The organism is Bradyrhizobium niftali (genome assembly GCF_004571025.1).
GTDB classification, from domain to species: domain Bacteria; phylum Pseudomonadota; class Alphaproteobacteria; order Rhizobiales; family Xanthobacteraceae; genus Bradyrhizobium; species Bradyrhizobium niftali.
Genome location: NZ_SPQT01000001.1, coordinates 373,840 through 387,020 on the forward strand (window position 1 = coordinate 373,840; position 13,181 = coordinate 387,020).

11 protein-coding genes and 1 pseudogene are annotated in these 13,181 nt (G+C 63.9%); 6 read left to right on the forward strand and 6 right to left on the reverse strand.

Features of this window, described 5'->3' with window-relative positions:
- Nucleotides 1-10: 10 nt before the first annotated feature.
- A complete protein-coding gene (locus tag E4K65_RS01655; RefSeq protein WP_167770440.1) occupies nucleotides 11-562 on the reverse strand; it encodes a thiamine pyrophosphate-binding protein in 552 nt (183 codons plus the stop codon).
- A 250-nt stretch (nucleotides 563-812) separates the two neighbouring features.
- On the opposite strand from E4K65_RS01655, the gene E4K65_RS01660 reads away from it, so the two are divergent.
- The 3 genes from E4K65_RS01660 (at nucleotide 813) to E4K65_RS46860 (ending at nucleotide 2,821) form a co-directional block, all read left to right on the forward strand.
- Complete coding sequence (locus E4K65_RS01660; RefSeq protein ID WP_135172616.1) at nucleotides 813-1,862, forward strand: hydroxyacid dehydrogenase; 1,050 nt, start codon at nucleotides 813-815, stop codon at nucleotides 1,860-1,862.
- Nucleotides 1,863-1,981: 119 nt separating this feature from the next.
- Entirely contained in the window at nucleotides 1,982-2,422 is a 441-nt protein-coding gene (locus tag E4K65_RS01665) for a flagellar basal body rod protein FlgC (protein WP_135172617.1), read from the forward strand.
- Between the two features lie 186 nt (nucleotides 2,423-2,608).
- Nucleotides 2,609-2,821: a hypothetical protein gene (locus E4K65_RS46860; protein WP_027546312.1), complete on the forward strand. Its 213-nt coding sequence runs from the start codon at nucleotides 2,609-2,611 to the stop codon at nucleotides 2,819-2,821.
- A 3-nt stretch (nucleotides 2,822-2,824) separates the two neighbouring features.
- On the opposite strand, the pseudogene E4K65_RS01675 reads toward E4K65_RS46860, so the two are convergent.
- The 4 genes and pseudogenes from E4K65_RS01675 to E4K65_RS01690 all read right to left on the reverse strand — a co-directional run bounded on the left by E4K65_RS01675 (nucleotide 2,825) and on the right by E4K65_RS01690 (nucleotide 7,891).
- Nucleotides 2,825-3,402 (reverse strand): annotated as a pseudogene (locus E4K65_RS01675) (GNAT family N-acetyltransferase).
- A gap of 6 nt (nucleotides 3,403-3,408) precedes the next feature.
- Nucleotides 3,409-5,766 carry an Orn/Lys/Arg family decarboxylase gene (locus tag E4K65_RS01680; RefSeq protein WP_135172618.1) on the reverse strand — a complete coding sequence of 786 codons (2,358 nt, stop codon included), beginning with the start codon at nucleotides 5,764-5,766 and terminating at the stop codon, nucleotides 3,409-3,411.
- A gap of 102 nt (nucleotides 5,767-5,868) precedes the next feature.
- A complete protein-coding gene (locus E4K65_RS01685; RefSeq protein WP_135172619.1) occupies nucleotides 5,869-7,185 on the reverse strand; it encodes a hypothetical protein in 1,317 nt (438 codons plus the stop codon).
- Between the two features lie 226 nt (nucleotides 7,186-7,411).
- The gene (locus E4K65_RS01690) at nucleotides 7,412-7,891 is read right to left on the reverse strand and encodes an Lrp/AsnC family transcriptional regulator (RefSeq protein WP_167770441.1); all 480 of its coding nucleotides are present in this window, start codon (nucleotides 7,889-7,891) and stop codon (nucleotides 7,412-7,414) included.
- A gap of 141 nt (nucleotides 7,892-8,032) precedes the next feature.
- On the opposite strand from E4K65_RS01690, the gene ald reads away from it, so the two are divergent.
- Nucleotides 8,033-9,148, forward strand: a complete 1,116-nt coding sequence (gene ald / locus E4K65_RS01695; protein WP_135172621.1) for an alanine dehydrogenase — start codon at nucleotides 8,033-8,035, stop codon at nucleotides 9,146-9,148.
- Nucleotides 9,149-9,413: 265 nt separating this feature from the next.
- Here ald and E4K65_RS01700 read toward each other — a convergent pair whose 3' ends face one another.
- Entirely contained in the window at nucleotides 9,414-11,324 is a 1,911-nt protein-coding gene (locus tag E4K65_RS01700; protein WP_135172622.1) for a flavin-containing monooxygenase, read from the reverse strand.
- Between the two features lie 365 nt (nucleotides 11,325-11,689).
- Here E4K65_RS01700 and E4K65_RS46865 point away from each other — a divergent pair, with 365 nt between their 5' ends.
- Entirely contained in the window at nucleotides 11,690-11,869 is a 180-nt protein-coding gene (locus E4K65_RS46865; RefSeq protein WP_232585903.1) for a hypothetical protein, read from the forward strand.
- 111 nt (nucleotides 11,870-11,980) lie between these two features.
- Nucleotides 11,981-13,039 carry a YeiH family protein gene (locus E4K65_RS01710; protein ID WP_135172623.1) on the forward strand — a complete coding sequence of 353 codons (1,059 nt, stop codon included), beginning with the start codon at nucleotides 11,981-11,983 and terminating at the stop codon, nucleotides 13,037-13,039.
- The last annotated feature ends 142 nt before the right edge of the window (nucleotides 13,040-13,181 follow it).

Sequence of the window (13,181 nt, forward strand, 5' to 3'; positions counted from 1 at the left end):
TTGGCGGCGCTCACTTGTCAAAAACCTTGCCGCCGGTGAGCAGCGGGCTGAGGATCAGGGCCACCGGCGCTTGCGTGGTGACCGCCTGCTTGATCGAGCGGTCGGCGATGAATTCGAGCTCGTCGAGCCGGGTGATGGTGTGGTGCTCCAGCGCCAGCGAATCCAGCACCGGGCGCATGGTGCGGCAGACCAGCGACTGGCCGTAGTTGAACTCGCCGAGCGTGCCGCGCTCGGAGACGAACAAGATCAGCGGAATCTGGTAGGGCACCGCGAGCGAGGCGAGCACGTTGGCGAGCGTCGCAAAGCCCGAGGTCTGCATCAGCACCGCGCCGCGCCGTCCGCCCATCCAGGCGCCCGAGACGATGCCGACGGCTTCCTCCTCGCGGGCGGTGGCAAAGGTGGTGAAGAACGGATCGGCATGCAGGTTCTTGATCAGCGGCGTCAGCACGCGGTCGGGCACGTAAGGGATCAGGCTGATCTCGTTCCGCTTCAGGGTTTGCAGGACGATGCCGTGCCAGCTTTTGTCGCTGGACCCCTGTGTCGCCTGTTCCGCAATCGCCATTGCGTTCTCCCTTCGGCCGCGCATTCTTCTTGGTTCTTGCCATTGTCCTGGCCGTCGCGGCGATCTGCCGAACTTGACGCAGGCAGCGGGATTGTCAACATGTCCGGGCCGGCACCGTGATCTGCGCCAGACGGCCTGCCGTGGCCGGCACCGCCATGTCATATGTGGGCAAAGAAAGTGTGGGAGGAAGCACGGAAGGGGGCGCGCGCCGCGCTGGCCGTGGCTGATCCCGGAGAGCCGGAAGGTCCTGATGTCGGTCAACAGCAAGCGTGTCGTCTACTCCAATTATCTGGCCAATCCGATCTATGTCGACATCCTGAAAGCGCGGTCCGACGTCCGGCTCGATCGCATCGAGAACGCAAGCCCTGAAGATTTCTATGCGCCCATCCTGAGCGCGGCCCATGTCTACCAGATCGGCGCCGCCCGCGACGAGCTCGCCCCGCATTTCCATGTCGATGCCGCCTTCCTGAAGCGTACGCCGAACCTGCTGCTCGTCTCCAGCAACGGCGCGGGCTTCGATCCCGTCGATGTCGAAGCCTGCACGGACGCGGGCGTCGTGGTCGTCAACCAGTCCGGCGGCAACGCGCATTCGGTCGCCGAGCATGCGTTGGCGATGATGCTGACGCTGTCCAAGCGCATCATCCAGTCCGACCGCCGGTTGCGCCGGGAGCGCAACGTCAACCGCAACGAGCTCGTCGGCAACGAAGTCGAGCACAAGACCGTCGGCATCATCGGTCTCGGCAATGTCGGCCGCCGCATCGCCGCGCTGTGCAAGGGCCTGCTCGGCATGAAGGTGCTGGCCTATGATCCGTATCTGTCGGCCGAGGTGATGGCCGAGCGGGGCGGCGAGAAGGTCGAGCTCGACGAGCTCTTGCGCCGCGCCGATTTCGTCTCGATCTCCTGCCCGCTCAACAAGGGCAGCCGCAACTTGATCAGCGTGCGCGAATTCGCGCTGATGCAGCCCCATGCCTATTTCATCACCACCGCGCGCGGCTTCATCCACGACGAGGACGCGCTGCTCCAGGCTCTGCGCGACAAGCGCATTGCGGGGGCCGGTCTCGACGTCTGGTCCAAGGAGCCGCCGCCGCCCGAGCATCCGCTGCTCCAGTTCGACAACGTGCTGGCGAGCCCGCACACCGCAGGCGTGACGACCGAGGCGCGCCAGAACATGGGCCGCATTGCCGCCGAGCAGGTGCTGGACACGCTCGACGGCAAGCGCCCGCCGCGCATCATCAATCCCGAAGTTTGGCCGCGCTACGCCGAGCGCTTCAAGCAGGCGTTCGGCGTGACGCCGGGATAGGGACGCGCGCAAGGTCCGATTGCGCTCCAATCATTGGTTACCGCGATGAAAATACAAAGCGGCGCATCCTATCGATTGCGTGAGTGAACGCGTATGACTTGTCCTGTAGATCAGGGCTCATGAGCATACTTTCGATTGCGACATCCGGACTTTCTGCAGCGAGTTTGCGCGTGAGCGTGGCCGCGAGCAATATCGCCAACGTCAACACGACCGGGCCGCTGCCAGTATCAGGCGGATCGAGCACATCGGCCGGTGCGGGCATTGCTCCGACCTTTCCCGCGGCTTATGTACCGTTGCGCGTCGATCAGGTCTCCCAATCGAGCGGCTCGACGCCGGGCGGTACGGTCGCGACCGTGTCGACCGTTTCGCCGAGCTATACTGCACAGTCCGACCCGAGCGCTTCCTTCGCAAACCAGGACGGCCTGGTCGCAGCGCCGAATGTCGATCTCGCCGGCGAATTCGTTGAACTGGCGACCGCGAAGTACAGCTTCATCGCCAATGCGAAGGTCATTCAAGCCTACGCCGAGACGACAGAGTCGCTGCTCGATATCAAGACATAATGGTTGACGTCGCCGCGTGTCGCGCGCGCGTTCCGCGAGGCTTTGGGCAGGGCGGGGCGGCTGACGGATCGAACCGGCGCCTGGATCTTCGGCGGGAACCGTTGCCGGCTTTGATCCCGGTCAAAATCTGCCTCCCCGAAATCGAGTAAATGGGATAAGAGTGCTGCCGGGGCAGCAGGAGGTCCCATGTCCACTTATGTCGTCAGGTTCATGAAGGACGTGCTCGGGGAGTACGGCCGGCAGATCGAGGTCTGTCAGGGCACGCTCGAGATCGACGCCGCCGACGAGGACGAGGCCAGGGAACGGGCGAAGGCGCGGTTTTGCAAGGACCAGGCGTTGTGTCACTGGTCGCTGCATGCCGATCGCATCCACGTCAAACCGGCTGACTTTCCCTCGTAAGGCTTACCGGCCGGGCGCCGTTGCCGGCGGCGGCGCGGTTGCGCCCGCGCCGAGCGAGCGTTGCACCATGACGGTGTCGGACCAGCGGCCGTGCCGGTAGGCGACGCCGCAGAGCAGGCCGGCGCGCGCGAAGCCGAACTTCTCGTGCAGCGCCAGCGAGGGCGCGTTGTCGGCATCGATATAGCCGATCATCTGGCGGAAGCCGGCCGCGGCACAAACATCGACCAACTCCTGAAGCAATAGCCGTCCGACGCCGCGGCCGAGATGCGCGTGGTGGACGTAGATCGAGTGCTTGGCGGTGTAGCGATAGGCCGGGCGCTTGCGGAACAGCACCGCATAGGCATAGCCGACCACCTCGCCGCGGTAGGTCGCGACCAGTGGGGCAGGCGGGTCTGCTTCAGGTTCTTGCGCCGGTCGCGCAGATCGTCCGGCTCCGGCGCGCCGGTTCCCTCGACATCGCGCGGCACCCCGTTGCGGACGTGATGGCGGTAGATCGCCAGCATCGCCTCGACATCGCTCTCGCGTGAGGGGCGGACCAGGACCGGCTCGTCATCCGCGCGGATTGCGGCTGTTTCGGTCATCGGCACCTACTCGGCAACGACGTAAGTATAGAGCCCGATGCGGCCATTCGCATCGACCTCCTTGTAGACGCCCTGGATTTCGACGTCGAAGCCCGGGAACGTGTTGAAACAGGTCTCGAACATCTTGAGATAGTCCACCATGGGCTTGGCCCGTTCCGTCAGCCGCTCGCCGGGCACGATGGTGGCGATGCCGGGCGGATAGACCACGAAGGGCGTGGTGGCGATGCGGCCCGCGATCGCCTCGATCGGCAGATAGTCGACGTCGTTGCGGAACAAATAGCGCGCGGCATCGCGGGGCGACATCGCGATCTCAGGCATGTGCTCGGGCATGAACTGCCGCGCCTGCAGCGCGCTGACATCTGCGGCGCGGAAGAAGCGGTGCATCTCGCCGCAGAGGTCGCGCAGCCGCACGCCGGCATAGCGTGCCTGCCGCCGCTGATGGAATTCCGGGATCGCGTCCGCCAGCAACGCATTGTCGTCGTGCAGCCTCTTGAAGGCGACGAGGCCGGAGATCAGCGTGCCGGCCTTGCTCGCCTCGACGCCGGGAGTGAGCAGGAAGAGCAGCGAGTTGAGGTCGTTCTTCTCGGGCACGATGCGGTTTTCGCGCAGATATTGCGCGACCACAGGGGCGGGGATGCCGTGCTCGGCATAGGCGCCGGTGGTACGGTCGAATCCGGGCGTGAGCAGCGTCAGCTTGTTCGGATCGGTCATGGCAAAGCCTTCCGCGAGATCGGGAAAGCCGTGCCAGTTGGTATCCGGGGAGAGCTGCCACAAGGCGGGATTGGTCGCGAGCTCGTCGGTCGAGAGCGTTTCCCAGGCGACATTGTGGGCGGCGCCGGGACGGCTGACATCGGGGATGGCGACGCGATCCGGCACGAAGGGCTCGAAGAACCAGCGGCGGTCCGGGTTCTGCTCCTTCTCCTCGAACTCCCGGCGCATTGCGCGGATCTTCTTGCGCAGCTCGATGCCGAGCCGGATCGTGTCGTCCCACAGCACCTCGCCGGAACGCCCCTTCATCATCTGCGCGCCGACGTCGAGCGAGGCGAACAGCGGGTAGAACGGCGAGGTCGAGGCGTGCTGCATGAAGCTTTCGTTGAAGCGGCGGTGCTCGACCCGCCGTTTCTGGCCGCGGATGTGACGGTCCTTGATGTGGATCTGGGAGGCCTGCGAAAAACTCGCGAGCTGCTTGTGGGTGGACTGCGTCGCGATGATGCCCGGCGCCTCGGGGGGAAGGTTGGCGAGGCCCATGGCAAAGCGGCCGGCATAGAGCGGGTGGAACTTCATGAAGCCGGCCCAGGCCTCGTCGAACAGGATGTACTCGCAGAGATGGCCGATGCGCTTCAGGATCATCTCGGCGCTGTGGATCGTGCCGTCATAGGTGCACTGTTCGACCACGGCGACGCGGAACGGCCGTTCCTTGCGCCAGGCGTCGCGATCCCCAACCAGCGGATGGTTGCGGATCGCCTCGCGCAGGGCCTTCTCGTCGAGCACGTCCCAGCGCATCGGGCCGATCAAGCCCCAGGCGTTGCGGATGGTCGGGACGTAGACCGGGATGCCGCCATTGATCATCAGCGCGCCGTGGTGGGCGGCCTTGTGGTTGTTGCGGTCGAACAGCACGAGATCGCCGTCGGTGACGAGCGCGCCGAGCGCGACCTTGTTCGAGGTCGAGGTGCCGTTGAGCACGAAATAGGTCTTCTCCGCGCCGAAGATCTGCGCGGCCTCCTTCTGCGCCTTCAGCGCCGGGCCCTCATGGGTGAGGAGGTCGCCGAGGTCGAGCACGGAGTTGTCGAGGTCGTCGCGGAACACGGATTCGCCGAGATGCTCGACGAAGACCCGGCCGATCGGGCTTCGATTGTAGAACACGCCGCCATTGTGGCCCGGACAGGTCCAGAGCTGGTTGCCTTCCTCGGCATAGTCCACCAGCGCACCGAAGAACGGTGTCTTCAGCGTCTCGGCATATTGCTTGAGCCGGCTGATCAGGTTCTTGGCGATGAAGGTCGGCGTCTCCTCGGACAGGAAGACATAGCCGTCGATGAAGTCGAGCACCTCGACCGGCAAATCCTCGAAGCGCTTGCGCCGGATCAGGAGGATGATCGGGAAGTCGAGGCCGCGGCGCCGCATCAGGTTGATCAGGGCCGAGGTCTTGCCCTCCAGGCCCTTCTTGCCCCAGTCCACCACCATGCAGCCGATCGCGGCGTCGGTCTGCACCGCCATCTCCGCGTCCTCCAGCTTGCGGGCCCGGACCACCTCGAAACCGGAGCGCTGGATCTCCTCGATGATCTGGTTGAAGCGGACGCCTTCGAGGTCGTCGGCGTCGAACACGGGTGCGGCGAACAGGAAGTTGAAGCGCTTGAAATAGTCCATTGTCGGTCCCGAATGTACTGGAGACACAGCTCTCGGCACATTCGATGACAGTTGGATGACAGTGGCTGCGGTCCGCGTTTTTCGCCTCTCCCCGCGGTCTCTTCAAGCGGCAAGTAAATAGATGGCCCAGAAAGCGATCGCGCCGACGGCGAATGTCGTCGGAGAGAATGCAACTGAATCGGGCTGCTCCGGGTCTTTCGCTTTGCGGAGCGTGTAAAGAGCGAGCTGCAGCAGAATCCAGCCATTCCCAATGACCGCCGGAACCATCAACGGCGCTGCAATGCCGTAATAGCTCAGATAGGCAATCACGCCATTGATCTGCGCGGCGATGGCGACTACGGAGAAGCGCGGCTTAAGGCAGGCCAGTATGATCGCCATGACCTCAAACGCGTAGAAATATCGGTCGTGCATTTTCGGCAGCACGAATGGCATCAAGAGCAGAGACACGGCTGCGGCTGCGACCAGATGTTCGAGCTTGTGCAGGTCTTTCGCCCGCGCGGCAACGATCGAGAATACGAGCCCTGCCGCCGCTGAAATGGCCATTCCGGCGGCTACACCGGGTCCATAGAACCGGTTGGGCACGAGCAACCACATGTTTGCTGCGTTCATTGACAGCCGGGCGTAGGTTTCAGCCTGATTGAAATAGACCGTCAGGATGTCGGAGAGAGGTTGGCCAAGCAGCCAGGCGGGAGCCGCGACGGCGAGATAAACAATCGGAATCGTTGCAAGCCAAAGCCAATGGATCGTTCGCCTCAGCACGAGCGCGAAGATCAAGGGCGAAAGGAATATTGCCTGGGCCTTGACAGAAAATCCGACGGCGAATGAAACGAGACCGGCCCGAGGTCTGTCTCGGGAAATGAAATATACCGATAGCAAAATGAAGAACGTCCAGATCGCGTCGGACTGACCCCAGACCGCACCGTTGAACAGAACGGTCGGTGCTAGCCAGACGGCCGCAAATGCAACGGATGGACTGTAGATACGTTCTTTGTCGGACGCGACCAGGCGCGCTGCCATCAGCGCGCAGCCGAATTCGAAGATGAAAGAAATTCCTTTGATCAGGTGCCATGGTTCGAACAGCCCATGGAACGCGGTCGCCGCAACCAAAAGGTAGCTGTAAAACGGGGTGTAATCCGTGAACGTGTGCCCGAGACTGGCAAGACCGTGGCTGTGCGCGAATTCATACCAGGGCAGCAGGAACTCGGTCGTATCGGCGGTCACCTGATCGAGGGCTGCATACCGGCAGGCGAGGCCTGCAATAAAGCTGGCTGTGACGATCGTCCGGGCTAGCCATGCCACAGCCATGTGGATACGTGCCTGTGAGCCATAGGCGCCAAGGAGGAACCTCCGATCGATCAGGCTTAAGAACGTGGTCGGCGCTTCGATTGGAGAAAGCTGCGTCTTGGAATGAAGTGCCACAATTCGTGCCCCTGCGCGCCGGTGGGACCCCCTCCAGCAAAACGATCTTAAGTTGCGAGGATAAGCGAATAGCTCTGAGCTACCCTAAGCTCATTGGGTAAAGTGCAACTTAGGGTAAAGCCAAACTTAACGTGTACACCGGATCGGGCACCAGCCAGCTTGGTGCCCGATGCAGCCCGACTGCGGCGCGGGATGGCCTTCGCGGCGCTCGCAGGAGAGGGAACCGCTAGCGCTTCGCCTCGCTGAACACCACCGTCGGCACGGCACGGTTGACGACCTCGCGCAGCGCGAAGCTCGATTGCACCCGCGCGACGCGCGGCAGGCGGGACAGTTCGGTGCGGTGGATGCGCTCGAAATCCTGGATGTCACGGGCGAGCACGATCAGGATGTAGTCGTCGGTGCCCGACATCAGGAAGCAGCGCACGACGGAGGGGCATTTCACCACCTCCGCCTCGAACGCCTTCAGCGCCTCGTCGCTCTGGCTCTCCAGCGCAATGCGCACCAGCACCGTCGTGGTGAGGCCGAACTGCGCCAGGTCGAGCGCGGCCTGATAGGCCTGGATAAAGCCCTCGTCCTCCAGCGCCTTCTGGCGCCGCGCCAGCGCCGTGCTGGATAGCCCGACCTTGTTGGCGAGCTCGGTGTGGCTGGCCCGTGCATTGGTCGTGAGTTCCGCGAGGATGGCGAGGTCTTTCCGGTCGAGGGCCAATGTTTCGTTTCCAGCGTGAAAGAGCGTTTGCGCGCCGGAAACCGGCGCGGAGATGGCGAAACTAGCTGATATTTGCACGAAACCAAACTGGACCCGTCGTTACCATGACGAGGTGAATCAAAACGTTGGAAGGAGCCCAGGATGCGTGTCGGTGTGCCCAAGGAGATCAAGGTGCAGGAATATCGCGTCGGGCTCACCCCGGGCGCCGTTCGCGAATATGTCGCGGCCGGGCATCAGGTGACGGTCGAGGCCGGCGCCGGCAGCGGCATCGGCGCGTCGGACGAGGTCTATCGGCGGGCAGGGGCCGCGATCGCCGGGAGCGCCCGCGACGTCTTCACCAACTCCGACATGATCGTGAAGGTGAAGGAGCCGCAGAAGAGCGAATGGGCCCAGCTCCGCGAAGGCCAGATCCTGTTTACTTACCTCCATCTTGCACCGGATCCCGAGCAGGCCAAGGGTTTGCTCGCCTCCGGCTGTACGGCGATCGCCTATGAAACCGTCACCGACGCGGCCGGTCACCTCCCCCTGCTTGCGCCGATGAGCGAAGTCGCCGGCCGCCTCGCCATCGAGGCCGCCGGCGCCGCGCTCAGGCGATCGGCCGGTGGTCGCGGGCTGCTGCTCGGCGGCGTGCCCGGCGTGCAGCCGGCGCGCGTCGTCGTGCTCGGCGGTGGCGTGGTGGGAACGCAGGCCGCGCGCATGGCCGCGGGCCTTGGCGCGGAGGTCACGGTGATCGATCGCTCTATACCCCGGCTGCGCGAGCTCGATGATGTCTTTCTCGGACGGGTGCGCACTCGCTTTTCAACCATCGAAGCGGTCGAGGAGGAGGTGTTTGCCGCCGACGTCGTGATCGGCGCGGTGCTGGTGCCGGGCGCCAGCGCGCCGAAACTCGTCACGCGCGCGATGCTCAAATCGATGCGGCCGGGCGCGGTGCTGGTCGACGTTGCCATCGACCAGGGCGGCTGCTTCGAGACCTCGCATGCGACCACGCACACGGACCCGACCTACGAGGTCGACGGCATCGTGCACTATTGCGTCGCCAACATGCCGGGCGCGGTACCGGTGACGTCGAGCCAGGCGCTGAACAACGCCACGCTGCCGTTCGGCCTGATGCTCGCGAACAAGGGTTTTGCGGCGGTGCTGGAAAATCCGCACCTGCGTAATGGACTGAATGTGCATCGGGGCCGCATCACCAACAAGGCGGTGGCGGAAAGCCTCGGGCTGGAATTCGCGCCGGTGGAAAGCGGGCTGGCGGCGTAAGGCGGGGCCGGTTCACGCGCGGATGTTTTCTTCCCTTCTCCCCTTGTAGGAGAAGGTGGCGTAGGCGGCCTTCGGCCGCCGTTCTTAAGAGAACGCCGAAGCGAAGCTTCGGCTATGGCGCCGGATGAGGGGTTCTATCCACTCGCAAAACCGTTCGTGGGGATAGAACCCCTCACCCGGCCTCGCTTCGCGAAGCCACCCTCTCCCACAAGGGGAGAGGGTGCACCGTCATCGCCGCACGATCAACGCCTCAAGGTCCCAGCGCTTACGCCTTCGTCAGCCTGTACTGCCCCAGATCCGGGTCATGCGTCATGCGCCAGTAATCCACGAACCGCCACGGCATCGCGGAAAACACGCGGCCGCTTGAGTTGCGGTAATAGGTCGTCATGCCGGGATGGGTCCAGATCATCGCCTCATGCTCGGCATCGACTTTGCGCACATAGTCGTCGTGTACGTCCTGCCGGACGTCGATGGCGGCGACGTCGCGTTCGATCATGTCGGCGAGACACGCCGAGATGTAGCGGCTCTGGCACTCCGACTGGAAGATGACGCTGCCGCCATGCGCTGGGCCCGAGTTCGGGCCGAGCATGCAGAAGAAGTTGGGGAAATCAGGCACGGTGAGACCGAGGAACGCGGTCGGGTTGTCGTTGCCCCAGGCGTCGCGCAAATTCCTGCCGTTGCGGCCACTGATGTTGAGGCGCGCCGCCATCTCCGTGACCTTGAAGCCGGTCGCGACGACGATGATGTCCGCGGGGCGGTGCTTGCCGTCGGCGGCGACGATGCCGCCCTGGTCGAAACGGTCGATTGCGTCGGTGACGAGCTCGACATTGTCCCGCCTCAAGGTCCTGAACCAGTTGTTGTCGAGCAGGATGCGCTTGCCGTAAGGCGGATAGGTCGGCACGCATTTTTCGATCAGGTCCGGCCGGTCCTTCAGCTCGGTGAGGATGAAGTCGGTCAATTCCTGACGATGCCGGTCGTTGCCCTTGTTGACGGCGCGCTGCGGATGCGGCCAGGCCGGGTCCTTGCGCAGGAACGGCAGGAGCCCGTCGCCGTAGCGCCAGAACATGTTGAAGCGATACCATTGCACATAGAAGGGCAGATGCGCGAGCAGCCAGCGCGCGCCCTCGCTGATCGGGTCGGAATAGCCCGTCACCGGCCGCGCCCATTGCGCGCTGCGCTGATAGACGGTGACCGAGGCGACACGGCCGGCAATCGCCGGCACCAGCTGCATCGATGTCGCGCCGGTGCCGATCACGGCGACATGCTTGCCGTCGAGATCGATATCGCCGGACCATAGCGCCGAATGCAGGATCGTGCCCTTGAAATCCTCTTCGCCCTTGAAGTGCGCACGGGAGGGATCGTTGAGCTGGCCGATGGCCGAGACCAGCGCGGTGGACTCGAAGGTCTCTTCGCCGTTCCCAGTCTTCAGCGTCGAGATCCAGCGCTTCTTGCCTTCGTCCCAGCGCGATGAGGTCAGCTCGGTGTTGACGCGCAGATGCTTGCGGATGCCGTATTCATCGGCGACCTTCAGGAGATAGCCGAGCAGCTCCTCGCGCTGGCAGAAATAGCGCGTCCATGCGTTGCGCGAGCCGAACGAATACGAATAGGAGTGGTTCGGCGTATCGACGCCACAGCCGGGATAGCGGTTGATCCACCAGGTGCCACCGAGCTCGTCATTCTTCTCGACGATGGTGTAGGGGATGCCGAGATGGCCGAGCGCCACGCCGAGCGCGATGGCGCAGACGCCGGCGCCGACGATGAGAACGTGCTGCTCCGCGAGCTTGTCGTCGGAAGGACGCGTCGTCCATCGTGTCTCGCGCGGCACAAAGCCCATCTCCTCGCGCATCAGGGGCGCATATTCCGGCGCGACATTCTCGCCGAGGCAGGCGCGCATCATCTTCAGGAGCAGCTCTTCGCCGGGGTCGGTGATAACCGGCTGCGGCGAGCCATTGGCGAAGAGGTTGACCACTGCGGCGCGGATTTCGTCCTGGACCTCCTGGGGCATGCCGGCTTCGGGATCGGGAATGAGACGGATGTCGCGCTTGGGCAGGTACGGCGGCTCGAGCCAGCGCGCATCGCCGGTCATGTGCACCAGCACCATCAGGAGGCAGCGGATGTCGCCTTCGGCGATCGCGGAGGCGATATCGAGCGGCTGGTGGGGAGATGCGATGTTCATGGCGTTTCCTGATCTCCGGATACAGCTTGGGATTGGCGGAGATCGCCGAATGAGACGCGCATTCTGCACGGGACTGGCGAACCACGCCACGGTCGTCGGCAAGGGCCAGATCATTCCATGCCGCCGGAATCGACGAGGTGAGGGCCAATGACGCAATTAGCCGGGGCGCCGGTGTCCAAATAGGCCGGAAGAAGAAAACTGTTGTCCCGGGGGCATCCGACGGAAGGAGTTTCCCCGTCGAGGCGCAAAAACGCCAATCGCTTCCATTGCCGTTTGGGGCCGAAACGACGACATTCCGTTCAGAATTTGATGGATTGGCGCAAGCTATGGAACGCACTGGATTTGAACCCTTCGGCGAGCAGCTGGTGTCCGCAACGGACACCCAGCCCAAGTCGCGCGCCTCGAAGCTCCTGTTGCGGGCCGGCACCACGCTGTTCTGGTCGCTGGTCGCGGGCATCGTGCTTGCGCGTGCGGCCTTCTTCGAGCCGGGCATCTATGACGGCTTCAGCCGCGTCGCCTCGCTGGCCAAGAACCTGATCTTCTGAGCCGGTTTATTCCGGGGCGAGGACAGAACTTCCCTCGGCCCTGATATGTCGAAAACTTATTTCCCAATTGGATCGTGCTGCGTATAAATCTTTCTCCTCTGGGAGAGATTTGTGTCGCAGAATCAAGCATCCAGCCCGGCCGATGCCAAGCCGGCCACCGCCATGAGCCGCATTGCGGCGCTGATTCCGGGCATCCTCCTCTGTATCGCCGTTGCCGGCGTCTCGGCTCTGCTGGAGCGGGCGGAACTGGGCGTGTTCGAGCATCCCTATGTCGAGGCGCTGGTGATGGCGATCCTGCTCGGCATGGCCCTGCGCAGCTTCTGGAAGCCGGCGCCACGCTGGCAGGCCGGCATCGCCTTCAGCGCAAAACAGCTGCTTGAAGTCGCGGTCATGCTGCTCGGAGCCTCGATCAGCTTCGCGGCCATCGCCGCCTCGGGCATCGCGCTGCTCGCCTCGATCGCCGCGGTCGTCGTGATCGCACTCTGCGTCTCCTTCGGCCTCAGCCGGCTGCTCGGCCTGTCGACGCGGCTGTCGATCCTGATCGCCTGCGGCAACTCGATCTGCGGCAATTCGGCGATCGCGGCCGTCGCGCCGATCATCGGCGCCAACAACGACGAGATCGCATCCTCGATCTCCTTCACGGCGATCCTCGGTGTGATGATGGTGCTGGGCCTGCCGCTGCTGATTCCGCTGCTGCAACTCTCCGCAACGCAATACGGCATTCTCGCCGGCCTGACCGTCTATGCGGTGCCGCAGGTGCTCGCGGCAACGGTGCCGGCCGGCCTCGTCTCGACGCAGATCGGCACGCTGGTGAAATTGATGCGCGTGCTGATGCTCGGCCCCGTCGTCGTCGGCCTGTCCCTCGTCGCCTCGCGCTGGCAGAGCGACGCCAAGAAGGCCAATGTCGGCTTCTTTCGCCTGGTCCCGTGGTTCATCCTCGGCTTTCTTGCGCTGGCGACGCTGCGCTCGCTGGAGATCGTCCCTAGCACGGTGGTCGGACCGGTGACGAAGATCACCAGCTTCCTCACGGTCGTCTCGATGGCCGCACTTGGCCTCGGCGTCGACGTCCGCGTGCTCGCCAATGTCGGCGGCAGGGTGACGGCCGCGGTGACGCTGTCGCTGATGCTGCTGCTCGGCATCAGCATCGCGCTGGTGCACTGGTTCAAGTGATTGGAGCGAAACTGCCGTAGGGTGGGCAAAGGCGCGAAAGCGCCGTGCCCACCATGTATCCACGTTCATGATGAAGGTGGTGGGCACGCTTCGCTTTGCCCACCCTACTAGACCGTGATCCCCGCAAACGGGGCGAGGTTAA

Bases quoted from the DNA above. Each gene is read 5' to 3' on its own strand.
- E4K65_RS01665 (WP_135172617.1), top strand. From the start codon at position 1,982: ATGAGCATACTTTCGATTGCGACATCCGGACTTTCTGCAGCGAGTTTG.
- E4K65_RS01660 (WP_135172616.1), top strand. From the start codon at position 813: ATGTCGGTCAACAGCAAGCGTGTCGTCTACTCCAATTATCTGGCCAAT.
- E4K65_RS01700 (WP_135172622.1), bottom strand. From the start codon at position 11,324: ATGAACATCGCATCTCCCCACCAGCCGCTCGATATCGCCTCCGCGATC.
- E4K65_RS46860 (WP_027546312.1), top strand. From the start codon at position 2,609: ATGTCCACTTATGTCGTCAGGTTCATGAAGGACGTGCTCGGGGAGTAC.
- ald (WP_135172621.1), top strand. From the start codon at position 8,033: ATGCGTGTCGGTGTGCCCAAGGAGATCAAGGTGCAGGAATATCGCGTC.
- E4K65_RS01680 (WP_135172618.1), bottom strand. From the start codon at position 5,766: ATGGACTATTTCAAGCGCTTCAACTTCCTGTTCGCCGCACCCGTGTTC.
- E4K65_RS01655 (WP_167770440.1), bottom strand. From the start codon at position 562: ATGGCGATTGCGGAACAGGCGACACAGGGGTCCAGCGACAAAAGCTGG.